18 protein-coding genes are annotated in these 24,447 nt (G+C 70.0%); 14 read left to right on the forward strand and 4 right to left on the reverse strand.

Features of this window, described 5'->3' with window-relative positions; translation table 11 throughout:
• Positions 1-47 precede the first annotated feature (47 nt).
• From AC1PME_RS03890 to AC1PME_RS03940, 11 genes are all read left to right on the forward strand, one after another.
• Positions 48-1,988 (forward strand): M1 family metallopeptidase, encoded by a 1,941-nt coding sequence (locus AC1PME_RS03890; RefSeq protein WP_481097363.1) that lies wholly within the window; start codon positions 48-50, stop codon positions 1,986-1,988.
• Positions 1,989-2,407: 419 nt separating this feature from the next.
• Positions 2,408-2,758 carry a cupin domain-containing protein gene (locus tag AC1PME_RS03895; protein ID WP_481097364.1) on the forward strand — a complete coding sequence of 117 codons (351 nt, stop codon included), beginning with the start codon at positions 2,408-2,410 and terminating at the stop codon, positions 2,756-2,758.
• A 54-nt stretch (positions 2,759-2,812) separates the two neighbouring features.
• On the forward strand, positions 2,813-3,781 hold the full coding sequence (locus AC1PME_RS03900; protein WP_481097365.1) for an alpha/beta fold hydrolase: 969 nt from the start codon (positions 2,813-2,815) through the stop codon (positions 3,779-3,781).
• Positions 3,778-4,497: a hypothetical protein gene (locus tag AC1PME_RS03905; RefSeq protein ID WP_481097366.1), complete on the forward strand. Its 720-nt coding sequence runs from the start codon at positions 3,778-3,780 to the stop codon at positions 4,495-4,497. The genes AC1PME_RS03900 and AC1PME_RS03905 overlap by 4 nt, the downstream gene beginning before the upstream one ends.
• 5 nt (positions 4,498-4,502) lie before the next feature.
• The gene (locus tag AC1PME_RS03910; protein ID WP_254460374.1) at positions 4,503-5,141 is read left to right on the forward strand and encodes an HAD family hydrolase; all 639 of its coding nucleotides are present in this window, start codon (positions 4,503-4,505) and stop codon (positions 5,139-5,141) included.
• Positions 5,142-5,552: 411 nt separating this feature from the next.
• On the forward strand, positions 5,553-7,565 hold the full coding sequence (locus AC1PME_RS03915) for a methanol/ethanol family PQQ-dependent dehydrogenase (RefSeq protein WP_481097367.1): 2,013 nt from the start codon (positions 5,553-5,555) through the stop codon (positions 7,563-7,565).
• Positions 7,562-9,310, forward strand: coding sequence for a quinoprotein dehydrogenase-associated putative ABC transporter substrate-binding protein (locus AC1PME_RS03920; RefSeq protein WP_481097368.1), 1,749 nt, complete (start codon positions 7,562-7,564; stop codon positions 9,308-9,310). Before AC1PME_RS03915 ends, AC1PME_RS03920 begins: the two co-directional genes overlap by 4 nt.
• Positions 9,311-9,387: 77 nt before the next feature.
• On the forward strand, positions 9,388-9,990 hold the full coding sequence (locus AC1PME_RS03925) for a c-type cytochrome (RefSeq protein WP_481097369.1): 603 nt from the start codon (positions 9,388-9,390) through the stop codon (positions 9,988-9,990).
• Positions 9,987-11,006, forward strand: coding sequence for a beta-propeller fold lactonase family protein (locus AC1PME_RS03930; RefSeq protein ID WP_481097370.1), 1,020 nt, complete (start codon positions 9,987-9,989; stop codon positions 11,004-11,006). The genes AC1PME_RS03925 and AC1PME_RS03930 overlap by 4 nt, the downstream gene beginning before the upstream one ends.
• A 53-nt stretch (positions 11,007-11,059) precedes the next feature.
• Entirely contained in the window at positions 11,060-12,169 is a 1,110-nt protein-coding gene (locus AC1PME_RS03935; protein ID WP_481097371.1) for an S-(hydroxymethyl)glutathione dehydrogenase/class III alcohol dehydrogenase, read from the forward strand.
• 16 nt (positions 12,170-12,185) lie between these two features.
• The gene (locus AC1PME_RS03940) at positions 12,186-14,582 is read left to right on the forward strand and encodes a TonB-dependent receptor (RefSeq protein ID WP_481097372.1); all 2,397 of its coding nucleotides are present in this window, start codon (positions 12,186-12,188) and stop codon (positions 14,580-14,582) included.
• A gap of 771 nt (positions 14,583-15,353) precedes the next feature.
• Here AC1PME_RS03940 and AC1PME_RS03945 read toward each other — a convergent pair.
• From AC1PME_RS03945 to AC1PME_RS03960, 4 genes are all read right to left on the reverse strand, one after another.
• Positions 15,354-17,336 (reverse strand): sigma-54-dependent Fis family transcriptional regulator, encoded by a 1,983-nt coding sequence (locus AC1PME_RS03945; protein ID WP_254460381.1) that lies wholly within the window; start codon positions 17,334-17,336, stop codon positions 15,354-15,356.
• A gap of 308 nt (positions 17,337-17,644) precedes the next feature.
• A complete protein-coding gene (locus AC1PME_RS03950) occupies positions 17,645-19,390 on the reverse strand; it encodes an XVIPCD domain-containing protein (RefSeq protein ID WP_481097373.1) in 1,746 nt (581 codons plus the stop codon).
• A 42-nt stretch (positions 19,391-19,432) separates the two neighbouring features.
• Positions 19,433-19,945 (reverse strand): hypothetical protein, encoded by a 513-nt coding sequence (locus AC1PME_RS03955; protein ID WP_481098065.1) that lies wholly within the window; start codon positions 19,943-19,945, stop codon positions 19,433-19,435.
• A 504-nt stretch (positions 19,946-20,449) separates the two neighbouring features.
• On the reverse strand, positions 20,450-21,382 hold the full coding sequence (locus AC1PME_RS03960) for a carbohydrate kinase family protein (protein WP_481097374.1): 933 nt from the start codon (positions 21,380-21,382) through the stop codon (positions 20,450-20,452).
• A gap of 257 nt (positions 21,383-21,639) precedes the next feature.
• Between AC1PME_RS03960 and AC1PME_RS03965 the strand changes: the two genes are divergently transcribed.
• The 3 genes from AC1PME_RS03965 (at position 21,640) to mreD (ending at position 24,445) form a co-directional block, all read left to right on the forward strand.
• Positions 21,640-22,686, forward strand: coding sequence for a rod shape-determining protein (locus tag AC1PME_RS03965; protein ID WP_010343692.1), 1,047 nt, complete (start codon positions 21,640-21,642; stop codon positions 22,684-22,686).
• A 170-nt stretch (positions 22,687-22,856) separates the two neighbouring features.
• Positions 22,857-23,963, forward strand: coding sequence for a rod shape-determining protein MreC (gene mreC, locus AC1PME_RS03970; RefSeq protein ID WP_254460384.1), 1,107 nt, complete (start codon positions 22,857-22,859; stop codon positions 23,961-23,963).
• Complete coding sequence (gene mreD / locus AC1PME_RS03975) at positions 23,960-24,445, forward strand: rod shape-determining protein MreD (protein ID WP_254460385.1); 486 nt, start codon at positions 23,960-23,962, stop codon at positions 24,443-24,445. Before mreC ends, mreD begins: the two co-directional genes overlap by 4 nt.
• Positions 24,446-24,447: the final 2 nt, after the last annotated feature.

The following is a 24,447-nucleotide window of genomic DNA, read 5'->3' on the forward strand; positions in this document are numbered from 1 at the left end:
CGGCCTTCCGGTAAACTGCGCGTTTCCCCGAACCGGTGCCGTCCGCCATGCGCTCCCCGTTCCTGTTGTTGTCCCTGGCCGCGATGGTCGCGTCCGGATGTTCCCGCGAAGCGCCCGCGCCCGATGCGGCCGCAGCTGCCGCCAAGCCGGCGCCCGCCGCGGCCAAGCCTGCCGACCGCAGCCACGACGAGACCTCCTACGCCGAGCCGTCCAAGGTCGTGATCAAGGACCTGGCGCTGGACCTGAAGCTGGATTTCGACAGCAAGCAGATCGGCGGCACCGCCACTTACACGCTGGACTGGAAGGACAAGAGCGCCAAGCAACTGGTGCTGGACACGCGCGACCTGACCATCGAGAAGGTGCAGGCCGACGACGGCAAGGGCCAGGTGACGCCGCTGCAGTACGTGCTGGCGCCGGCCGACAAGATCTACGGCAGCAAGCTGACCATCGAGGCGCCGACCCAGCCGAAGACGATCAGCATCGCCTACCACACCGCGCCGACCGCCTCGGGCCTGCAGTGGCTGGAGCCGTCGATGACCGAGGGCAAGAAGCTGCCCTTCCTGTTCAGCCAGTCGCAGGCGATCCACGCGCGCTCGTGGGTGCCGCTGCAGGACACCCCGAGCGTGCGCTTCACCTACAGCGCGCATGTGGTCTCGCGCCCGGACGTGATGGTGCTGATGAGCGCCGACAACGATCCCAAGGCGGTGCGCAACGGCGACTACCGCTTCAAGATGCCGCAGCCGATCCCGTCCTACCTGCTGGCGATCGCCGCCGGCGACCTGGTGTTCAAGCCGATCTCGGCGCGCTCTGGGGTGTGGGCCGAACCGGCGATGGTCGACAAGGCCGCCAAGGAGTTCGAGGACACCGAGAAGATGATCGTGGCCGCCGAGACCCTGTACGGTCCGTACCGCTGGGGCCGCTACGACATGCTGGTGCTGCCGCCGTCGTTCCCGTTCGGCGGCATGGAGAATCCGCGCCTGACCTTCGCTACGCCGACGGTGATCGTCGGCGACAAGTCGCTGGTGTCGCTGATCGCGCACGAGCTGGCGCATAGCTGGTCCGGCAACCTGGTGACCAACGCCAGCTGGAAGGACATCTGGCTCAACGAAGGCTTCACCACCTACGTGCAGGCGCGCATCACGGAGGCGCTGTACGGCCCGGAAGCGGCGGAGATGGAGCGCGAGATCGACCAGGCCGACCTGCTGGCCGAGCTGAAGGGCATGAGCCCGGCCGACCAGGCGCTGGCGCTGCCGGCGCTGACCGAGCGCGATCCGGACGAGGCGTTGAGCCAGGTCGCCTACGTCAAGGGCGCGTGGTTCCTGCAGTTCCTGGAGCAGCGCTTCGGCCGCGACACCTTCGATCCGTTCCTGCGCGGCTGGTTCGACGACCACGCCTTCCAGAGCGCCAACACCGACCAGTTCGTCGCGTACCTGAAAACCCACCTGCTGCCCAAGAAGCCGAACGCGGTGACCGAGCAGGAGCTGCATGCGTGGCTGGACGAGCCGGGCATTCCGGCGTTCGCGCAGAAGGCGCGCTCGCGCAACTTCGCCATGGTCGATACCGCGCGCATCGCCTGGACCGGCAGCGGCACGCTGCCCAGCAAGCAGGTGACCGACGCCTGGAGCACCCAGGAGTGGACGCGCTTCCTCAGCGGCCTGGGCGAGAAGCTGACGCCGGCGCAGCTCAAGCAGCTCGACGACGCCTACCACTTCACCGGCACCGCCAACGGCGAGATCGCCATGCGCTGGTATCCGCTGGCGATCCGCAGCGGCTACGTGGAGGCGCGCCCGGCCGCTGGCGAGTTCATCGCCCGCGTCGGCCGCCGCAAGCTGATCCTGCCGATCTACGCCGAACTGGTGAAGAGCCCGGACGGCCTGGCCTTCGCCGAGGAGGTGTTCGCCAAGGCCAAGCCCGGCTACCACCCGATCACCACGGTGTCGGTGCAGGAGATGCTGGACAAGGCCAAGGCGGGGAGCGCCGCGCACTGACGCGCGCCTCCCGCAGACCGCGCACACGGCGCCGGGATCGCTCCCGGCGCCGTGTGCGTTTGTGCGGCCGGCTGTTGTGGCGATCGCGCCGCGCGGGGGACGAAGGCGATCGTTGCCGCGGCTTGGTCGCGCGCGTGTTGCGTGAGGTGGCCATGCGCGGCGTCGCATGCGTTTCCTCCACGACGCGCGCATCTCCAGCGCGGCCTTGACGTCTTCCACCCGCACCGCCGCCGACGCGCGCCGACCCGCTGCCACGCATTCGCGATATCCTCGGCAGTCCCGATGGTCCTCGGTCCATGCGCGCATGACATCGTCCGCCACCGCCGCCCCGGTCTTCGCTGCAAGCGCCATCGCCCTGGCAGGGCACTGTCGACGCCGCTGCGAGCGGGTTCGCCTGCGCCTACCGAGGACGTGCTGACGTGACCGACGCCCACCCCCTGTCCGGCTCCTTGCTGGCCGCGCTGCCCGATGCCCGCGACGGCGAAATCTTCACCGAATTGCTCCGCCGCTCCGGTTGCCGCGTCGAGCGCATCGTCTCGCACGGGCAGACCACGCCGCAGCAGTCGCCCTACCAGCAGGCGCACGACGAATGGGTGCTGCTGCTGCGCGGCAGTGCGCGGGTGGCGCTGTGCGAGCGCGAGGTCGCGCTGGCGCCAGGCGACCATCTGTTCATCCCGGCCGACACGCCGCATTGGGTGACGTTCACCGATCCCGAGCAGCCGACCGTGTGGCTGGCCCTCCATCTCGGCGAAGCCGACCTGGTGGCGTGAGCGCATGAGCCGCACCTGCCTCCACGTCCCGGGGTTCCCGTGCTGGTGCTGACGATGGCTTGGCTGCTGCTGGCCGGCGCCCTGCTGGGGGTGGCGGCGCTGATCGGCGTGCTGCTGGTGCTGCGCGATCCGTTCCTGCTGGTGCGCCTGGAAAGCCTGCGCCAGCGCCGCGGCAGCGGCCTGCAGCGACGCCAGGCGCAGGTCGCCGGCCACACCTGGACCTACCTGGTACGCGCCGCGGCCGATCCGGCCGCGCCGACCCTGCTGCTGGTGCACGGCTTCACCGGCAGCAAGGAGAACTGGCTGCCGCTGGCGCGCGCGCTGGGCACGCGCTATCACCTGGTGATCCCGGATCTGCCCGGCTGGGCGGAGAGCCAGCGCATCGCCGGGCAGGACTACGGCTTCGTCGCGCAGGCCGAGCGCGTGGCCGCCTTCGCCGCGCAATGCGCGCGCCGTGCGGGCAGCGACTGCGTGCTGCTCGGGCATTCGATGGGCGGCGGCATCGCCGCGCTGGCCGCGGCGCGGCATCCGGCGCTGTTCGACCGGGTCGGCCTGTTCAACGCCGCCGGCGTGCGCTTCGCCGACAACGCCTTCGGCCAGGCGGTGCTGGACGGGCACAATCCGTTCGCGGTGCACGATGCCGCGTCGTTGCAGCGCTACATCGACACCGTGTTCCTGCTCGAGCGCGCCAAGCCGCGCATCCCGCGCTGGGCGGTGCCGGCGGTGGTGGCCTGGCGCCGCCGCGAGGCCGCGTTCGAGCAGCAGGTGCTGGCGCGCATCGGCCGCGGCGAGGAGGCGTTCCTGCCGTTCGAGGAGGCCGCGCACATTCGCCAGCCGGCGCTGCTGCTCAATTGCGTGCAGGACGCGGTGATCGACGCCAGCGCGCTGGCGCTGTACGCGCAACGCCTGCCGCAGGCGATCCAGGTGCTGCTGGACGGCAGCGGCCACATGTCCATCGTCGAGAAGCCGGCCGAGGTCGCGCAGGCCATCGACGCCCTGATCCAACGAGGAACCCCACGATGAAACGCATCCTGCTCGGCGCGCTGTGCGCCGTCGCCCTGGCCGCTTGCGGCGATCACGAGGCCGAGCGCAAGGCGCAGGCCGCGGCCGAAGCGCAGGCCAAGGCGCAGGCGGCCGACGACCTGGCCAAGCAGTACGACGCCGCGGTGAAGTCGGGCAACTGGGACCTGGCGCGGATCCACGGCGCCGCGCTGTTGCAGCAGTATCCCGGGTCGGACGCGGCCGAGCGCATCCAGCCCGGCTACGCCGAGGTCAAGGCCAAGGGCGAGGCGGCGCGCGAGCTGCGGCGCATGCAGGCCGCCTGGCAGTACTCGCAGGTGCCGGCCGGCAAGGGCGTGCAGCGCTCGGCGATGCTGTACAGCCGCGACAAGGTCGACGTGGACGGCAGCGGGCCCAAGCCGGTGCAACTGGTGTTCCGCGACCACCCGGAATGGAAGCGCAGCGCCTACCTGGTGCTGCAGTCCGGCGATTTCCGCTGCGCCGGCGGCTGCAAGGTGGAACTGAAGGCCGACGACGCGCCGCCGCGCGCGGCGGCGGCCTGGCGGCCCAAGACCGACGAGGCCATCGCCATGTTCATCAGCGACGACAAGGCGCTGTGGAAGCTGGCGCGCAAGACCATGGTGCTGCAGATCACCTTCCCGGTGAAGGCCGGCGGCACCCGCACCGCGGTGTTCGAGACCGGTGGCCTGGACGGCGCGCAGATGCCGGGCTGGGATTGAGCGCGATGCACGCGGTCACGCCGCCGTCGGCCGAAGCCCTGCGCCAGGTACGTCATTGGGTGTTCGACATGGATGGGACCCTGACCTGCGCCGTGCACGATTTCGCCTTGATCCGCCGCGAACTGCAGATCCCGCCGCAGGCCGACATCCTGCAGCACCTGGCGGCGCTGCCGGAGGCGCAGCGCGCCAGCAAGCACGCCTGGCTGCTGGAGCACGAACGCGTGCTGGCGCAGGAGGCCACCGCGGCCAACGGCGCGCCGGCGCTGCTGCGCACCCTGCACGCGGCCGATTGCCGGCTGGCGGTGCTGACCCGCAACGCGCGCGAGCTGGCGCAGCTGACCCTGGAAGAGATCGAGGTCGACGACCTGTTCGAGGAGGTGACCATCCTCGGCCGCGACGAGGCCCCGCCCAAACCGCATCCCGGCGGCCTGCTGCAGTTGGCCGAGCACTGGGGCGTGGCGCCGCAGGCGCTGGCGATGGTCGGCGACCACGCCTACGACCTGCAGTGCGGCCGCCATGCCGGTGCCACCACCGTGCTGCTGCATCCGGACAATCCCTGGCCGGCCCTGGCCGACCTGCACTTCGCCGACTGCGCCGCGCTGCTGGCGTGGTGGCAGGACAGCGGCACGCCGCAGCCGCACTGACCGCTGTATCGCGGCGCCGCGGCGGCTGACGGCGCCGCGCGCCCATCGCATCCTCCCGTGGCTGGATCGGCGCGCGCGCCGATCGCACGCCCGGCGAGTGCCCGCCCTGCGCACGCAGGAGCCGCAGGCTTCCCCCACACGGCGCACGGTGTGCCACGGCGTCGCGTGCCCGCACTGCGCCAATCGCGATGCAGCGACGTGGCACAAAGTGTCACGTTCTCGAGACGCCCTCGGCCCTCGCGTCGCGCGCGCGCAAGGCCATGGCGGGTCGTGTGATCCGTGCGTCAACGGATGTTGCATCGCAGCGCCGCGATGGCATGGACGTTGCTCTTGGATCCCCACGCTTCAGGTTCCGTGGCACACGCCGACCAGGTGCAGCTGCCGCGGCTCTTCAACGAGGGGAGTAGAACGATGCACAGTCATTCACGTCGTACCCAGGCTTGTACCTTGCTCGCGCTGGCCACTGCGTTGGCGCTGGCGGGCTGCAAGAAGCAGGAAGAGGCCGCGGCCCCGGCCGCGCCGGCCGCCGCGCAGCAACCGCCGGCCGCCGCGCCGGCCGCGGTGGCCGATACCGACAGCGAGTTCGCCAGCAATGCCGCCAATCCCGACAACTGGGGCGGCATCGGCCGCGATTTCGGCCTGACCCGGCACAGCCCGCTGGCCGAGATCAACCGCGACAACGTCAAGAATCTGAAGATGTCGTGGGAGATGAAGACCGACGCCACCCGCGGCCACGAAGGCCAGCCGCTGGTGGTGGGCAGCACCATGTACATGGTCAGCGCCTATCCGAACAACGTGTTCGCGATCGACCTGTCGCAGGAAGACAACGGCAAGGTGCTGTGGAAGTACACCCCGCAGCAGGACGAGCGCGCGGTGGCGGTGGCCTGCTGCGACACGGTCAACCGCGGCGCGTCCTATGCCGACGGCAAGGTGGTGTTCGGCAGCCTCAGCGGCGATGTGATCGCGCTCGACGCCAAGACCGGCAAGGAAGTGTGGAAGCAGAAGCTCGCCTATCCGGAGAAGGGCGAGACCATCACCATGGCGCCGATCATCGCCGACGGCAAGGTCGTGGCCGGCATCAGCGGCAACGAGTTCGGCGTGCGCGGCCGCGTCGCCGCGTACGCGCTGGCCGACGGCAAGCAGGCCTGGTCCTGCGAAGCCACCGGCACCGACAAGGACATCTGCCTCGGCCCGGACTTCAACAAGGCCAATCCGCAGCACGGCCAGCTCGGCGACCTCGGCCAGAAGACCTATCCCGACGACGGCTGGAAGCGCGGTGGCGGCGCGGCCTGGGGATGGTACAGCTACGACCCGAAACTCAAGCTGCTCTACTACGGCACCGGCAATCCCGGCCTGTGGAGTCCGTCGTACCGCTGCGGCAAGACCACGCAGAAGGAGTGCGATACCGGCGCGTACGACAACAAGTGGTCGATGACCCTGTTCGCGCGCAAGATCGACACCGGCGAAGCGGTATGGGGCTACCAGAAGACCCCGTTCGACCAGTGGGACTACGACGGCATCAACGAGCCGATCCTGGTCGACCTGACCATCGATGGCAAGCAGGTGCCGTCGGTGGTGCAGTTCGACCGCAACGGCTTCGCCTACGTGCTCGACCGCCGCGACGGCACCCTGCTGCGCGCCAACAAGTTCGTGCCGGCCAACTGGGCCGAGCGCATCGACATGAAGACCGGGCGCCCGGTCAAGGTCGCGGCGCATTCGCCGCTGGAGCGCGGCCGCAAGGTCGAGGCGTTCCCCTCGGCGATGGGCGGCAAGGACCAGCAGCCGTGTTCGGTGGATCCGGCCAATGCGGCGGTGTTCTTCTGCGGCACCAACAACTGGCACATGGAGCTGGATCCGCAGGAGCGCGGCAACACCATGATGGGCCTGCCGTACGTGTTCGCCAACGTGCTGATGAAGCCGAACGAGCCCGGCGCGCTGGGCATCGTCAAGGCGTTCGACGTGGTCGAAGGCAAGTCCAAGTGGGAGATCAAGGAGAAGTTCCCGGTGTGGAGCGGCACCCTGGTCACCGATGGCGGGCTGGTGTTCTACGGCACGCTGGACGGCTGGTTGCGCGCAGTGGACAAGGACACCGGCAAGAAGCTGTGGGAGACCAAGCTGCCGTCCGGCATCATCGGCAACCCGATCGCCTACAAGGCCAATGGCCACCAGTACGTGGCGGTGTTCTCGGGCATCGGCGGCTGGATCGGCCTGCCGGTCGCCGCCGGCCTGGATCCGGGCGATCCGTACGGCGCGCTGGGTGCCGCCGGCCTGGCCTTCAGCAACGGCTTCGACAAGATCCCGTTGGGCGGCATGGTGCACACCTTCCGCATCGACGGCGCCGGCAAGACCGTCACCCCCACCGCGACCGCCACCGCGGCCGCCGGCGGCGGCAGCGCGGCAGTCGCCGCCAAGACGGTGCGATGAGCCGGCGGCGCCGCGTCCGGGGGGCGAGCGGGTGCCGGGTGGCGCCCGCCGCGTGGCGCCTGCCTGCGGGCGCGCGCGCCGTGGTGTTGTGGTGCAGCCTCGGACTCGTCGCCGCAGGCTGCACGCGCGAGCCGTCGTCCGCGACGGCTCGCGCTCCTGCGGCTCCGCCGGCGGCGGCAGCGTCGGCCTCCACCGCGCCCGCCGCCGCGCTGCCGGCCGATGCGCCGGTGCTGCGGGTCTGCGCCGATCCCGGCAACATGCCGTTGTCCGATCGCGCAGGCGAGGGGTTCCAGAACAAGATCGCCCAGGTGGTGGCCGCGGAGATGGGCCGGCGCCTGGAGTACGAATGGCGCAGCTACTACCAGCGCGGCCTGGCGCGCAGCACGATCAACGCCGGGCGTTGCGACGTGCTGATGGACATGAACAGCGATTTCGAGATGGGCCTGGTCACGCGCCCGCTGTATCGCTCCACCTATGTGCTGGTCACCCGCAAGGGCCTGGACCTGCGCCCGGCGTCGCTGGACGAGCCTGCCTTGAAGAAACTCAAGGTCGGCGTGTTCCAGAGCTCGCCGGCGCGGCAGGCGCTGTTCGACCACGGCGTGCAGGGCGAGGTGCAGTACCTGTTCTACGATTCGGCGAGCGCGCCGCAGGAACATCCCGGCAAGCTCGCCGAGCAGGTCGCCGCCGGCAAGCTCGATGTCGCCGAATCCTGGGGGCCGGTGGCCGGCTACTACGCCGCGCGCGGCGGCCTCGGCGTGGTGCCGTTGAATGTCATCGACAACGAGGTGCTGGAGTACTCGATGGCGTGGGCGGTGTCGCGCAAGAACGCGCCGCTGCGCGATGCGCTGGACGCGGCGCTGCAGCGCAGCGCCGGCAAGATCGGCGCGATCCTGCGCGACTACCACGTGCCGCTGGTGGCCTGCGCCGACTGCATCGTCGCCGGCGACCTGCGCTCGCACGGCCCCTATGCGCCGCCCGCCGACCAGGACGACACGCCGAGTGCGCAGGCCTCCTCGGACATGCTGGCGCAACTGCAACTGCGCATCGCCGGCGGCGCCGATCCCAACGCGGAGCTGGCGCATGCGCTGGATGCCGGCGATGGCGTGCGCGTGGCCTGGCTGCTGCGCCATGGCGCCAGCGCCGACACCCCCAACCTGCTCGGCGAGCCGCCGCTGCAGCAGGCGATCCGCAACCAGGCGCCGCTGCTGGTCGGCGAACTGCTGGCCGCCGGCGCCAAGGTCGACAACCGCGACAGCAATGGCTGGACGCCGTTGATGAAGGCGGCCTGGTCCAACGATGGCAACAGCGCGGCGCAGTTGCTGGCGCATCGTGCCAAGGTCGAGGCGGTGTCCGCCGACGGCTGGACGCCGCTGGATCTGGCGATTTCCTACGCCGATGCCGAGCTGGTGCAGGCGTTGCTCGACGCCGGCGCCAGCGTGCGCCGCGCCAATCCGGCCGGCTTCACCCCGGTGATGTTCGCGGTGGCGCGCAACGATCCGCAGATCCTCGACCTGCTTCTGAAGCGCGGCGCCGAGGCCGACCGCGCCAACCGCGCCGGCGTCACCCCGTTGATGCTGGCCGCTGCGGCCGGGCGCGAGGACAGCGCCCGGCGCCTGCTCGCCGCCGGCGCCAGCGCCGATGCGCGCGATGCCGACGGCAAGACCCCGGCGGCGCTGGCCCAGCAACGCGGCAATGCCGAACTCGCCCAGCTACTGACGGAGGCCCAGCACCGACGCACGCAATGACCGCTTCCCGTCGTCCCGTCCATGCCGCTCGCGCGGCCTGCTCTTCCCATCGTGCACTCCGCAAAGGTTCTGTCCCCATGCGTCCTGCTCCCGTCCATCGTCGCGCCGTGTCCGCGCTGCTGCCCGTGTTCCTGTTCGCCTCGTTCCTGTTGCTGGCCGCCTGCGGCAAGCAGGAAACGCCGCCCGCGCCGGCAGCCGCGCCAGCGCCTGCCGCAGCGCCCGCGCCTGCACCGGCCTCCGCGCCGACGTCGGCCGCGCCCGCCGCTCCCGCTTCCGCTCCCGCCGCCGCCGCCGCCGCCGCCGCCGCGCCGGCCCCCGCTGCGGCGGTGACGCCGATTCCGAAGGGACCGCCGGTCAAGGTGACTCCGGAACTGGTCGCCGAAGGCAAGGCGATCTTCAACTCCGCCGGCTGCACCGCCTGCCACGGCGGCACCGGTGGCGGTGGCATGTGCCCGCCGCTGACCAACGACATCTGGGTGTACGGCAACGACGACGACACCTTGCGCGCGCTGATCACCGAAGGTACCGCCGGCATGGCCGCGCACGGCAAGACCCGGATCGGCCACGAGAAGGTGGTTGGACAGATGCCGCCGTTCGGGCCGGTGCTCAAGCCGGGCGATACCGAGAAGCTGCTGGCCTTCATCCATTCCATCAACAAGACGGCGGGCGCCACGCAATGAGCAACGCGCTGCGTCTGTGCGCCGTCGTCGCGCTGTCGCTGTTCGCCGCGGCCTGCCAGCGCCCGCCAGCGCCCGCGGCGAAGGCCGACGCCGCGGCGGCTGCGCCGGCACCCGCGGCCGGTGCCGCGGCGCTGGCCTACGTGCCGAACCAGCGCAGCGGCACCATCTCGGTGATCGACACCGGCAGCGACCGCGTGGTGCGCACGCTGTCGGCGCAGGGCCAGCTCGGCAAGCGCCTGCAGCAGGTGGCGCCGGGGCCGGCCGGGCATCTGTACGTCATCGACGCGCAGGGCCATCGCCTGCTGGAGCTGGATACCGTGCAGGACCGGGTGCTGCGCAGTGTCGACATCGGCGAGAACGCCGAAGGCGTCGCCGTGGCGCCGGACGGCCGCCAGCTGGCAGTGTGCGTGGAAGGGCAGAACCAGGTGATGCTGATCGACCCGGCCAGTTTCGCGATCGGCGCGCACATCGCCACCCGCGGGCAGGCGCCGGAACACTGCGTCTACACCCCGGACGGCGCGCTGCTGCTGACCAGCAACGAGGGTTCCAACGACCTGGATGTGATCGACCTGAAGGCCGGCGCGTCCACCGGCGTCATCGCCACCAGCGGGCATCCGCGCGGCATGGCGTTCGCGCCCGACGGCAAGACCGTCTATGTGGCGCAGGAAACGGCCAACGTGGTCGATGTGATCGACCTGGCGGCGCGCACGCGCGTGGCCAGCATCCCGGCCGGGCAGCGCACCGCCGGCATCGCCATCGCCCGCGACGGCAGCCGCGTGTACGCGTCCAACGGTGCCGGCACGGTCAGCGTGATCGACCCGGTCGCGCGCCGCGCAGTGGCGCAGATTCCGGTCGGGCAGCGGCCGTGGAATCCGGCGCTGAGCGCGGACGGCAAGAAGCTGTACGTGGCCAACGGCCGTTCCGACAGCGTCAGCGTCATCGACACGGCGGCAATGAAGGAGATCAAGCAGATCGCGGTCGGCGAGATGCCATGGGGTGTGGTCGTGGCGCAGTGAGGTGAGGCGAGCGGCGCCCCCAGGCGCCGCGACAAGAGGCGGGGAGAGCCGGAATGAAGACGCGAGCCGCGGTGGCCTGGGCGGCGAACCAGCCGCTGGCCATCGAGGAGGTGGATCTGCAGCCGCCCAAGGCCGGCGAGGTGCTGGTGCGGATGGTCGCCAGCGGCATCTGCCACAGCGACGACATCGCCCTGTCCGGCGTGGATGCCGAGGCGGCGTTCCCGGTGATCCTGGGCCAGGAAGGCGCCGGCGTGGTCGAGGAGGTCGGCGTCGGCGTCGGCAGCGTGCGTCCGGGCGACCACGTGATCCCGCTGTACATGCCCGAATGCGGCGTGTGCAAGTACTGCCGTTCCAACCGCACCAACCTGTGCCAGGCGATCCGCGCCAGCCAGGACCGCGGACTGATGCCCGACGGCAGCAGCCGCTTCTCGCTGCACGGGCGCCCGCTGCTGCACTACATGGGCACCAGCACCTTCGCCGAGTACACGGTGCTGCCGGAGATCGCGGTGGCCAAGATCCACCGCTCCGCGCCGCTGGACAAGGCCTGCCTGCTCGGCTGCACGGTCACCACCGGCATCGGCGCGGTGCTCAACACCGCGCGGGTGCGTCCGGGCGAGAACGTGGCGGTGTTCGGGCTCGGCGGCATCGGCCTGTCGGTGGTGCAGGGCGCGGTGATGGCGCGCGCCGAACGCATCATCGTGGTCGACATCAACCGCGACAAGTTTCCCCTGGCGCGCGCGCTGGGCGCCACCGACTGCCTGGACCCGAAGGATTTCGGCGCGCCGGTGCAGCAGGTCATCGTCGATCTCACCGACGGCGGCGCCGACCACAGCTTCGCCTGCGTCGGCGACGTGCGCGCGATGCGCGCGGCGCTGGAGTGCTGCCACAAGGGCTGGGGCGAAAGCATCATCCTCGGCGTTGCGCCGAGCGCGCAGGAGATCAGCACGCGGCCGCTGCAACTGGTCACCGGGCGCGCCTGGCGCGGCAGCGCGTTCGGCGGGGTCAAGGGCCGCAGCGAACTGCCTGCCTATGCCGAGCGCTATCTGGCCGGGGAGATCCGCATCGACGAACTCATCAGCGAAACCCTGCCGCTGGACCACATCAACCGCGGCTTTGAGGCGATGCGCGCGGGGCGTGGCATCAAATCGATCGTCCTCTACTGAGCTGCAAGGAACCGGCATGACCAACACTCCAGGATGCAGCACCCCGCCGGCGAGCCTGCTCGCGCTGGCCGTCGCCACCGCCATCGGCCTGCTCGCCGCGCCGGCGCGCGCACAGACCACGGTCAACGCCGACGATGCGCAGATCACCGCGCTGGACCGGGTCGAGGTCACCGCCACGCCGATTCCCGGCACGCTGATCGATGCCGACCTGCTGCCGTACACGGTGCAGACCGCCAATGCCGACGACATCGCGCGCAGCCAGGCCGGCAACCTCACCGACTTCCTGCTGCGGGAGATGAACGGCGTGGACACCAACGAGGTGCAGGGCAGTCCGTTCCAGACCGATCTGACCTTCCGCGGCTTCCGCGCCTCGGCGTTGCCGGGTGCCTCGCAGGGCGTGTCGGTGTACCTGGACGGCGTGCGCATGAACGAGCCGTTCGCCGACATCGTCAGCTGGGACATGATGCCGGAGGCGGCGATCCGCAGCGTCGCGCTGATGCCGGGCTCCAACCCGCTGTTCGGCCCCAACACGCTGGGCGGCGCGCTGGCCTTCACCACCCAGTCCGGGCTGACCGCGCCGGGCCTGCGCGCCGACCTGTCGGTGGGCAGTGGCGCACGCAAGCGCCTGGACGCGTCCTACGGCTACGCCGGCCGCGACGGCCTGCATGCCTTCGTCGCGGCCACCGGCTTCGACGAGAACGGCTGGCGCGACGCCTCCGCCGGCCGCCTGGGCACCGTGTTCGGCAAGTTCGGGCGGCAGGGCGAGCGCACCGACTGGGACGTGTCTCTGCTGCACGGGCGCAGCCGCCTGGTCGGCAATGGCCTGCTGCCCAGCCATCGCTACACCGACGAGGGCACCGAACCTGGGTTGTACGAAGCCGACCGCGCCGCGGTCTACACCTCGCCGGACCTGACCCGCAACCGCAACACGCTGCTGACCGGGCAGTTCGACCACCGCTTCGACGAGCGCACCGCGCTGCACCTGCTGGCGTACTACCGGCAGGGGCGGCGCGACACCGTCAACGGCGACATCAACGACGACTACGAGGAGTTCGTCGACGACTGCGCCGACGGCTACGCTGCCGATGGCACGCCGCTGGATGCGGGTTGCACGGTCTCGCGTGCCGATGCCGACGCGCTGCACAGCGGCGTGCTCAACACCACGCAGATGCGCCAGCATGCCGAGGGCGTGGCGCTGAATCTCAGCCGTCAGGCCGGCGCGCATGCGCTGAGCATCGGCGCGACCTACGACCGCAACCGCGTGCGCTACCGCCAGTACGAGCAGGACGCATTCGTGCAGGACGACCGCTCGGTGGTCGCCGATCCGGACGAGGACCGGGCGTTCTTCTCCGGCGTCGACGGCCGCAGCAGCACCCTGGGCCTGTTCGTCGCCGATACCTGGGAACTGAGCGAGGCCACCCATGTCAGCGGCGCGCTGCGCTGGAACCGCGTCGCCGTCGCCAACACCCTGTCCACCGGCGACGACGGCGTGCTGCCGCGCGAGCGCTTCGTGTTCGCCAAGGCCAATCCGTCGCTGGGCATCACCCAGCGCCTGGGCAGCGGCGTCACCGCGTTCGCGTCGGCCTCGCAGAACAGCCGCGCGCCGACCGCGATCGAACTCGGCTGTGCCGATCCGGCGCAGCCGTGCCGGCTGCCGACCGGGCTGCAGGCCGATCCGCGGCTGGAGCAGATCGTCTCGCGCACCTACGAGGTCGGGCTGCGCTGGAACCCGTCGCCGGCGCAGGCGATGAATGCCTCGCTGTACCGCGCCGACAACCGCGACGACATCCTGTTCCTGCGCGCGCCCAATTCCCAACAGGGCTATTTCGACAACGTCGGCCGCACCCGCTACCAGGGCGCCGACCTCAGCTACCGCGGCAGCCATGGCGCACTGCGCTGGTTCGCCGGCTACAGCTATCTGGACGCCACCTACCGCAGCGCCGGCGAACTGCTCTCGGGCGAGCGCACCGTGGTGCTGCGTCCGGGCACGCGCATCGCCGGGCTGCCGCGCAACACGCTGAAGCTGGGCGTGGAATGGCAGGCGCTGGCGCAACTGGCGCTGGGCGCGGACCTGCGCGCGGTGTCGCGGCGCGTGGCCAGCGGTAACGAGGACGGCCTGGTCGAGGATCCCGAAGACGGTGAGGCGCCTGCGCGCCACGATCTGTCCACCGGCGGCTACGCCTTGCTGGATCTGCACGGCACCTGGGAACTCGCCGACGGGCTGTCGCTGTACCTGCGGGTCAACAACGTGTTCGACCGCCGCTACGAGACCTACGCGGCGATCGCCGAGGACCTGTTCCCGGGCGGCGCCCTGGCACGTCCGCAGGACGCCGCGGTCGAAGACGGCCCCTCGTGCTTCGTCGCGCCGGGCGCCCCGCGGCAGTACCAGATCGGCCTGCGCTGGCGTTTCTAGCGGGGGCGCGATTGAAGCTGTGGCGCTGACTGGCCGCATGCCAGCGGCGGTGTCGTCGGGATCGGTTGCTGCCCGGCGCCGGCGCCGGTCGCGGCTGAAGCCGCTCCTACAGGCAGCGCTGGGCCCGTGACGAAGCGCGATCCTCGCCAGGAGCGGCTGCGGCCGCGCCATCGCAGCCGCAAAGCCTCTGGCTTCGACAGCAGTCGGGACTGAAGTCCCTCCCTCAGGTTATACGGTCTCATCGACTTGCCGGCTGTCGTTGTAGGAGCGGCTTCAGCCGCGACGTCGGAGCGCGAAAACCTTTGGCTTCGACAGCAGTCGGAACTGAAGTCCCTCCCACAGGTTATACGGTCTCATCAACTTGCCGGCTGTCGTCGTAGGAGCGGCTTCAGCCGCGACGTCGGAGCGCGAAAACCTTTGGCTTCGACAGCAGTCGGAACTGAAGTCCCTCCCGCAGGTTATACGGTCTCATCGACTCACCGACTGCTGTCTTAGGAGCGGCTTCGGCCGCGACACCGGAGCGGGAAAGCCTCCAGCTTCGACAGCACTTGGAGAAGCCGCTTGCACAGGCTGTACTGCCTCATCGACTCACCGGGTGTCGTAGGAGCGGCTTCAGCCGCGACGTCGGAGCCAGGCAGCCTCCCGCCGCTGCAGCGGTTGGGACGCGAGCTCCCCGCCGCACTGACGCCACCACCGCCTGGCAACACACGACAGGCGAGGCGTCAGCCGCGACCCCCCGGCAAGATTCGCAACGCGCGATGCCGCCTCAACTCACACCGTCGCCAGGCCGTGCTTGCGCAGCTTGCGGTACAAGGTATTGCGGCTGATGCCCAGCGCGTCGGCGGTGCGGCTGACGTTCCAGCGGTGACGCTCGAGCTGCTGCTGCAGCACGCTGCGCTCGGCGCTGTCCAGGGCGACGCGGCCGGGCACGCCGTCGCCGGCGTGCGCATCGTCGCCGAGCAGGCACGGCCCGCTGTCGGCGTCGACGATCTCCTGCGGCAGGTTGGGGATGCGGATGACCCCGTCGGCACACAGCACCGCGGCGGTGCGCAGCACGTTGCGCAGCTGCCGCAGGTTGCCGGGCCAGGCATAGCTGAGCAGCTTGTGCAGGGCGTCCTCGCTGATGCGCACCGGCTGTTCGCCGCTCTCCTCGCGCAACAGGGTGCGGATCAGTTCGGCCTTGTCGCTGCGTTCGCGCAGCGGCGGCAGGTGCAGCACCACGCCGTTGAGGCGGTAGTACAGGTCTTCGCGGAAGCCGCCGGTGCCGACCATCTGCGCCAGGTCGCGGTGGCTGGCGCTGATCACGTGCAGTTCCAGCGGCATCGCGCGGTCGCTGCCCAGCGGGGTCACGCTCTGCTCCTCCAGCACCCGCAGCAGGCGCGTCTGCAACGGCAGCGGCATGTCGCCGATCTCGTCCAGGAACAGGGTGCCGCCGCTGGCCTGCAGCAGCTTGCCGTGGCGCCCTTCGCGCGCGGCATCGGTGAAGGCGCCGCGCGCATAGCCGAACAGCTCGCTCTCGATCAGTGCTTCCGGGATCGCCGCGCAGTTCACCGCCACGAACGGCCGGTCGGCCCAGGGCGAGCCGCGGTGCACCGCCTTGGCGAATTCTTCCTTGCCGGTGCCGGTGGCGCCGCACAGCAGGATCGACACGCGGTGCTTGGCCAGCTTCAGCGCATTGTCCAGGTTGTGCAGCACGCGCGGATCGGAGCCGACGTGGTCGTTGGCGCGGGCGGGCTGCCCGTCCGCGCCAGCGGCGCGCGCACGGCCGGCGGGGCTACGCGCGCGCGGCGGCTGCGCCAGGGCGAAGAAGCGGCGGCCGTGGCAGGCGCAGCGGATCGACCACAGCGTGCTGGCGTCGTTGCGCGCGCGCTGTTCCAGCGTGTCGAAATCCAGCTGCATCACCTGGGCGATGTCGCGCCCGATCAGCGGGGTGCGGTCGGGCTTGCCCAGCTGTTCCAGCGTCGCCTCGTTGACCGCGAGCACGCGGCCGTCACCGCCCACCGCGATCAGCGCCTCGTGCAGCAGCCCGGCGAACTCCGGGCGGCTGTGGAAGCGCAGGATCCACGCATGCCGGTACTGCTCCAGGAAGTACGCGCGTGCGATCTGCGCCGCCGACATGCGCACCAGGGCGCCGGTATGGCATTGCACCAGCCTGGTGTCGCGCGCGTCGGGCGTGGACGCGTCCAGCACCGCCAGCAGGTGGCCCTGCGGATCCAGGATCGGCGCGCCGCTGCACGACAGCGGCAGGTGCCGCTCCAGGTAGTGTTCGCCGCGGTGCACGCTCAGCGCGCTGCCCTCCATCGCGCAGGTGCCGATGCCGTTGGTGCCCTGGTAGCGTTCGGCCCAGCTGGCGCCGCAGAACAACCCGGTTTCGCGGAACGCGCGCAGCAGCGACGGATCCTGCACGCTGTGCAGCACGGTGGCCTCGGTGTCGGCGAACACCACCGCGTAGTTGCCGCCGGCGATCTGCTCGTAGAGGTTTTCCATCTCCACCTTGGCGATGCGCAGCAGCGCCTCCAGCCGCTGCTGGCGCTCGCGCAGCTCGCCGTTGTCGTGGACCATCGGCGAAGGATGGATGTCCGGGTCCAGGCCGTAGTCGTCGAGGCAGCGCTGCCAGGAGCGCGCCAGCACCGGCGGCAAGGTTTCAAGCTGGCGGAAATGGCGCATGCGTACCAGCCGCGAGCAGTCGGCGTCGGCGGCGGATGGTGCGACGGCCTTGGCTTGCGCGAGGCTGGCGACAGTCGACTCGGACATTGGCGCGCTCTCGTCCCCCCAGGGGATCCTTGCACAAGTGACGCACAAACCGGACCGGCGCTCAACCCGCAGTGCAGCAAAATCATGGCCTTGGCGCCATCGGTTCGCCGGTTCAATCGGGATCCTCGCACCGCCAGGACTGTCAGCGGACACGCAGGGCGCACCACGTTCCGGCAGCGCCATGTGGCATTGCGCAGGCCCTGGTGCGCAGTAACGGCGGCGGGGGAGGCCGATCAATGGCCTGCCGCACAGCGTGCCCGGCATGGAGCGTGTTGCGCGCTCCTGTCTGCGCCCGGCCGAAGCTGGGCTTACGCCAGCGTCGGGCCGTTGCGACTCGGCGCGTCCCGCTCGCGCGCCAATTCCTGCTGTTGCGCGAGCTGCCGTTCGCGGTCGATCGCCTGGTTGGCGGCCAGCAGTCGCTGGTCGGACTGTTCCACCGGGGTGGCGAGCGCCACCTGCACATCCACGCTGGCGCGCTTTTGCGCCGGATCGCGCTGTTCGCCCTCGACCACCACCAGGTGGCCCTTCTCGGTGAGCGCCACGCGGTCCGCCCGCTCCAGCGCATTCGAGGCCAGCGGAGCGTTGCCAGGGCCGCCATTGTCCCGGCAAGCGGCCAGAGCCGCTCGGCTCAGGCGTTCACTGGCCGCATCGTAGGGCTTGCCCAGATCCTGGTCGATCTTTCTGACGCCCTCGCGAATCTGTTCGAGCAGCGCATGGTGCGGGTGGTGGGTGTCGTTCGGGCTGGGCGTCGACGCCCGAGCGCGATCCGGCACAGGCGCTTGCGGTTGCTGTTGTTCGCTGCGTTCACGCAACTGCGCCGGGGTCGGTACGTGCAGCAGCGTTTCGCTCTTGCCGTCCTTGCGCAGTTGCAGGTCGACGCTCTGATCGGCGTTGCCGATACGCTTGACCTCGTCGCGTTGCACCGCGCTCCACTTGCCGCCGACGAAAGCGGTGCCATGGCCGTTGCCGTCGAAGACAACAACATCGTTGTCCGCGCCGAACAGGTTCGACGACTGCGCGACCGTCTTGCCGTTCCGGCCGATGAGGTTGTAGCCGAACGTACTGTCCTGATCGAGCGCGGCGATCAGTTTCGGCGATTGCCTGTTCTGCAGGAACAAGGTCTTGGTCGCGTCGTACTGATGCAGCGCATCCGCGTGGGCAGTATCGCGCTTCAAATCGACCGGGCTGCGCAACGGGTCGGCCGAGACCGCAGTGAAGGCGTCATGCAGCGGATTCCCTGGCTGCGCGGCCCGAAGCTTGTTGAACACCTCGGTGCCGGCGAGCGCGTGGTGGACGCCGCTCTCGATGTAATCCGGCACCACTTCGCCTTTCTTGCTGGTCTTGTTCGGCAGCAGCGCGTCCACCTTGTTCACCACGTCCTCGACGCTGCCGAGGCTGCCGTCGTTGATGCCCTTGAGGATCTTCGGATACTGGCCCTTGCCCGCCTGGTTCTCCAGCTTCATGAGCACGGTGGCGTACTTGGCCTGGTCGTCCAGGCCTGCATTCTTGTACAGGTCGGTCTGGCGCAACTGATGCAGCGCGCCGCCCGGATCCTTCTTGCCGTCGCCTTCGCGCATCAGATGTTCGATTTGCGTGCGGTCGCGGTCGTGCACGAATTGCACCCCTGCGTCGGAGGCCAGGAAGGTGTTGAGGTTCTTGAGGACGGTTGTATCGGGCGCGCGGCCGTGGTCCGCACGGATGGCATCGCCATTGCGCTGCAGATCGGAGATCGTCTGGGTTCTTTGGTTTTCCGACAGTGCCAGACTTGGGGTCTGCCTGGCGGCCCATGTCTGGTAGGCGTCCACCAGCGTCGGGACCACGTCCGGATGCGCGCCCAGGTCGGTCTGCAGCGTGCCGATGCTGAAGCCGCTGTTGGCGACCGGCTTCAATGTGTTGCCTTCGAACGATCCGGCGAACGACAGGCTATAGGCGACATTCTTGGAACCCAGGCTGCCTTCCGAGGCCACGCCGATGGCGAAGTAGCCCAAGGTCCTGAGTTGCGCGTCGCTGAGTTGCGGCCTTGCCGCAGTGGGGGCGTTGTTCGGGTCGGACATGTCGCTGTTCCCTGATGGTGTGTCGTCCCTGTGGCGCTAGCGTCAGCCTCTGCCGTCTCCGCAGAGCTGGAGGTTGGTGCGTGCGGCGTGGATCACGCGGAGGTAATCCTCGACGAGGGCGGGCGTCATGCCTTCGCTGATGGCCTCGTCGCTGCGCTTGGCGTCGTCCCGGTAGGGCGCCAGCGTCTGTCGGCATCCGGCATCGTCGCCGAGCTTGTGCTGAGTCAGCGCGTAGTCGTTGCGGATCGCACCTGCATCGCTGAAGCTCAGGCCCGCCAAGCAGTCGTGGTAGAACGGCGCAAGTGCCGCTTCGGCACCCGCGTAGTCCTTGCGATCGTAGGATGACTGGAAGGCCCTGCGCGTGCGCTGCATTGCTTGCGACGTGCAGGCGGCATCCTGTTTCAGATAGTCGCCTGCGAAGCTGCCGTTGCCGCCGCAGTACTCCCGGCATGCGCTCTCGGCACCGGCCGTGGCGGCCACCGCCACGCCATTTGCCGTGGGTGCGATCTGCAGCGTGCAGGTGCCGTCGTCGACCGCGGCCTGGAGGCCGTGCAGCGTGCCGCTGAAGCTGCAACCGGCATCGACATTCTGCGTTTCCAGGGTGAAACGTGCATCGGACTGAACGGTCAGCTGGCCCCAGCCGGGTTGGGTGGCGTAGTGACCGGGGAGCACTTGCGCGGCCGCCGCACCGTTCGTCACGGCAGGCGCCGCATCGACCTGCGCCGCCGCCGGGCCGCTGGCAGCGGGCAGCGGCCGGGTGGAAGGCGCGGTACCCGCGGCTGCCTGGTCGGCGTTGCCGCAGGCGCAGAGGGTGGCTGCGCAGTACACGGTCAGCAGGAGTCCGCGCAGGGACGTTGCAGTGGACAGGATCCTGTCGATGCAGCGAGGCGTGGTGTCCATCCGATCATTCCATCGACGCGGGCGGCCGAGTCTAGCCCTGCCCGGATCGGTGCTACAAGCCTGGACGCTAGTGTCTGCCTGGGGGCGGTGCGGCACGGCGGACGAGGGGCGCGATGAGCGGATGCCGACGCCGTCGTCCGGCCGGCCCCAATCCCCGCCTTATAACGCGTAGCCGAACTGCTGCTTGAACTGGTCGTTGAACTCGTCGAAGTCGAAGCGCTGGTTCTGCGTGCCGGGGTGCTCGACCTTCAGCGCGCCCATCAGGTTGCCCATCCGCCCGATGGTCAGCCAGTCGCAGCCGCGCTGGATGCCGAAGATCAGGCCGGCGCGGAAGGCGTCGCCGCAGCCGGTCGGGTCGACCACGCGGCGCTCGTGCGCCGGCGGGATGTCGTAGGTCTTCTCGGGAGTGTGCACCAGCGCGCCCTTCGGGCCCTGGGTGGTGATGTAGGCCTGCACGCGCGAGACGATGTCCTTCTCGTCCCAGCCGGTGCGCTCCTGCAGCAGGTTGGACTCGTAGTCGTTGACCACCACGTAGTCGGCCTGTTCGATGAACTGGCGCAGCTCCGGGCCGTTGAACAGCGGCATGGCCTGGCCGGGGTCGAAGATGAACGGCACGTCGCCGGCGCTGAACTCCTCGGCGTTCTGGATCATGCCCTCGCGCCCGTCCGGGCCGACCAGGCCCAGGGTCACGCCCGGCACGTCCTTCACGTGGTTCTCGTAGCTGCGCATCATCGCCCCGGGGTGGAAGGCGGTGATCTGGTTGTTGTCGTGGTCGGTGGTGATGAACGCCTGCGGGGTGAACAGCTCCTCGATCACCTTGACCCGCGACAGGTCGATGCCCAGCGCCTGGAAATGCTCGCGGTACGGGCCGAAGTCCTGGCCCACGGTGCCCATCGGGATCGGGTCGCCGCCCAGCAGGTGCAGGTTGTAGGCGATGTTGCCGGCGCAGCCGCCGAACTCGCGGCGCATCCGCGGCACCAGGAACGACACGTTCAGGATGTGCACCTTGTCCGGCAGGATGTGGTTCTTGAACTGGTCCGGGAACACCATGATGGTGTCGTAAGCGAGAGAACCACAGATCAGTGCAGACATCGGGCAAGCCTTGGCGGAAGGGTGAACCCGCATTCAGGCGGGCGAGGGCGGGGTCGCCGCGGCGCAAAGGGTAACGGCTGCGGCCTGTCAGGGCCAGAACCGCGATCCGCGCAGGCCCCGGCAATGTCGCGCAAGGCGCGGTTTTAGCGAGTTTTCCTTGCCCGCACCCAGGCGGATTGCTAGGCTAGCGGACTTCGTTTTCTGCCCATTTTTTCGCCATTCTGGCGACGGCGCGCGCCCCAGGACCCAATCCCCCGATGTTCAAGAAACTCCGCGGCATGTTCTCCAACGACCTGTCCATCGATCTGGGCACGGCCAACACCCTCATCTACGTGCGTGGCCAGGGCATCGTGCTGAACGAACCGTCGGTGGTGGCGGTGCGCCAGGATCGGGCGATCGGCGGTACCCGCTCGGTGGCCGCGGTCGGCGCCGAGGCCAAGCAGATGCTCGGCCGTACCCCCGGCCACATCACCACCATCCGCCCGATGAAGGACGGCGTCATCGCCGACTTCACCTACACCGAGGCGATGCTGAAGCATTTCATCAAGAAAGTGCACAAGTCGCGCTTCCTGCGCCCCAGCCCGCGCGTGCTGGTGTGCGTGCCGGCCGGCTCCACCCAGGTGGAGCGCCGCGCGATCAAGGAATCGGCCGAGGAGGCCGGCGCCCGCGACGTGTACCTGATCGAGGAGCCGATGGCCGCGGCGATCGGCGCCGGCATGCCGGTCACCGAGGCGCGCGGCTCGATGGTCATCGACATCGGCGGCGGCACCACCGAGGTCGCGGTCATTTCGCTGAACGGCATCGTCTATTCGCAGTCGGTGCGCATCGGCGGCGACCGCTTCGACGAGTCGATCACCAACTACGTGCGCCGCAACCACGGCATGCTGATCGGCGAGGCCACCGCCGAGCGGATCAAGCTGGAGATCGGCTGCGCCTACCCGCAGGCGGTGGTGCAGGAGATGGAGATCTCCGGCCGCAACCTCGCCGAGGGCGTGCCGAAGATGATCAAGATCAACTCCAACGAAGTGCTGGAAGCGCTGCACGAGCCGCTGTCGGGCATCGTCTCGGCGGTCAAGCTGGCGCTGGAGCAGACCCCGCCGGAACTGTGCGCCGACGTCGCCGAGCGCGGCATCGTGCTGACCGGCGGCGGCGCGCTGCTGCGCGACCTGGACCGGCTGATCTCCGAGGAAACCGGCCTGCACGTGCAGGTCGCCGACGATCCGCTGACCTGCGTGGCCCGCGGCGGCGGCCGTGCGCTGGAACTGGTGGACATGCACGGCAACGAGTTCTTCGCGCCGGAGTGAGCGTGAGGCCGGGACTGGGGAATCGGGAATGGGGAATAGAATGGCCCCACCGCCTCCGCAGCGCCGGCTCCGTCTCCAGTCGTCTGCTTGCGCCCCGGCCTGATCGCGCCGGGAGCGCGCCGTTGCTTTCCGATTCCCCACTCCCGATTCCCCATTCCCGGCTTTAACCCGTGCCTCCTTACGCCGGTCCTCCCGTCACCGCCCGCCCCGGCGAATCCGCCAGCACGCCGCGCCTGCTGGCCTACCTGGCGCTGGCGCTGGTGCTGATCGTGCTCGACGCGCAGGCCGACTGGCTGGCCCGCCTGCGCAGCCAGGCCACCGTACTGGTGCAGCCGATCTGGGCGCTGGCCGGCCTGCCCGGGCGGCTGGGCAGCCAGGTGCAGGAGAACGCGGCCAGTCACGCTCAGCTGGTCAAGGAAAACCGCGCGCTGCGCAACGAACTGCTGATCGCCAAGGCGCGCCTGACCCGGCTGCAGACCGCGGCGCTGGACAACGCGCAGCTGCGCGAACTGCTGGGCGTGGCCGAGCGCCGCGGCCTGGACGTGCAGTTGGCGCCGATCCTGGACATCGACCTGGACCCGACCCGGCAGCGGCTGGTGCTCGACGCCGGCAGCCGCGACGGCGTGCACGTCGGCCAGGCGGTGATCGACGCCGGCGGCCTGATGGGCCAGGTGATCGCGGTGACCCCGCTGCACTCCACCGTGCTGCTGCTGACCGACCCCGACCATGCGGTGCCGGTGACGGTGGCGCGCAACGGCGTGCGCCTGATCGTCTACGGCCGCGGCGGCAGCCTGGAACTGCGCGACATCCCGCTCAGCGCCGGGGTCGAGGTGGGCGACGAGATCGTCACCTCCGGCCTGGGCGGCCGCTTCCCGGCCGGCTTCCCGGTCGGCACCATCTCCGCCCTGCGCCCGGACGACACCCACGCCTTCCTGGTCGGCGAACTGAAGCCGGCGGCGAAGCTGGACCGGGGGCGGGATGTGTTGTTGCTGAAGAGCCGGGAATGGGGAATCGGGAATCGGGAATTGCCGACGCCGGCGTCCGCGGCAGCGGAAGGAGCCTCGCCCGTGGCTGGAGCAGCACAAAGCGGTGACGCCAAGCCAGCGCAGGGCGTGACCCAAGCCCCCGCAAGCGGAGCCGCCGCTCCGACATCGCCAAACGTGCACCCGTCCGGCACCGCGACCGCCCCGCAGCCGACCAAGCAGGCACGCGCGACCACCGATTCCCGACTCCCCATTCCCGATTCCCGCCCGGCTCCAAAGGAGACGGGCCAATGAGCCGCCTGCGCAGCAAAGGCTGGGTGCTCCCGGTCAGCGTGATCGTGGCGCTGTTGCTGGGGCTGATGCCGTTGCCGCTGGTGGTGCAGCCGTTGCGGCCGTACTGGCTGGCGCTGGTGGTGGCGTACTGGGTGATCGAAACCCCGGACAAGGTCGGGTTGGGCTTCGCCTTCGCGGTCGGGGTGCTGGCCGATCTGCTGTACGGCGGGGTGCTGGGCGAGCAGGCGCTGCGGCTGGTGATCCTGAGTTTCATCCTGCAGCGCTTCCGCGCGCGCATCCGCTTCTTCCCGATGTCGCAGCAGGCGCTGGCGATCGGCGGCCTGCTGGTCAACGACCGCATCGTCGCCGCGGCGGTGCACCTGGCGGTCGGCGAGCCAACGCTGCCGTGGAGCTACTGGTGGGCGCCGCTGTTGGGCATGGCGCTGTGGCCGCCGCTGTTCGTGCTGCTGGACGCGCTGCGGCTGGGCCGGCGGAGCAAGTAGCA

Source organism: Xanthomonas sp. NCPPB 901, assembly GCF_056725085.1.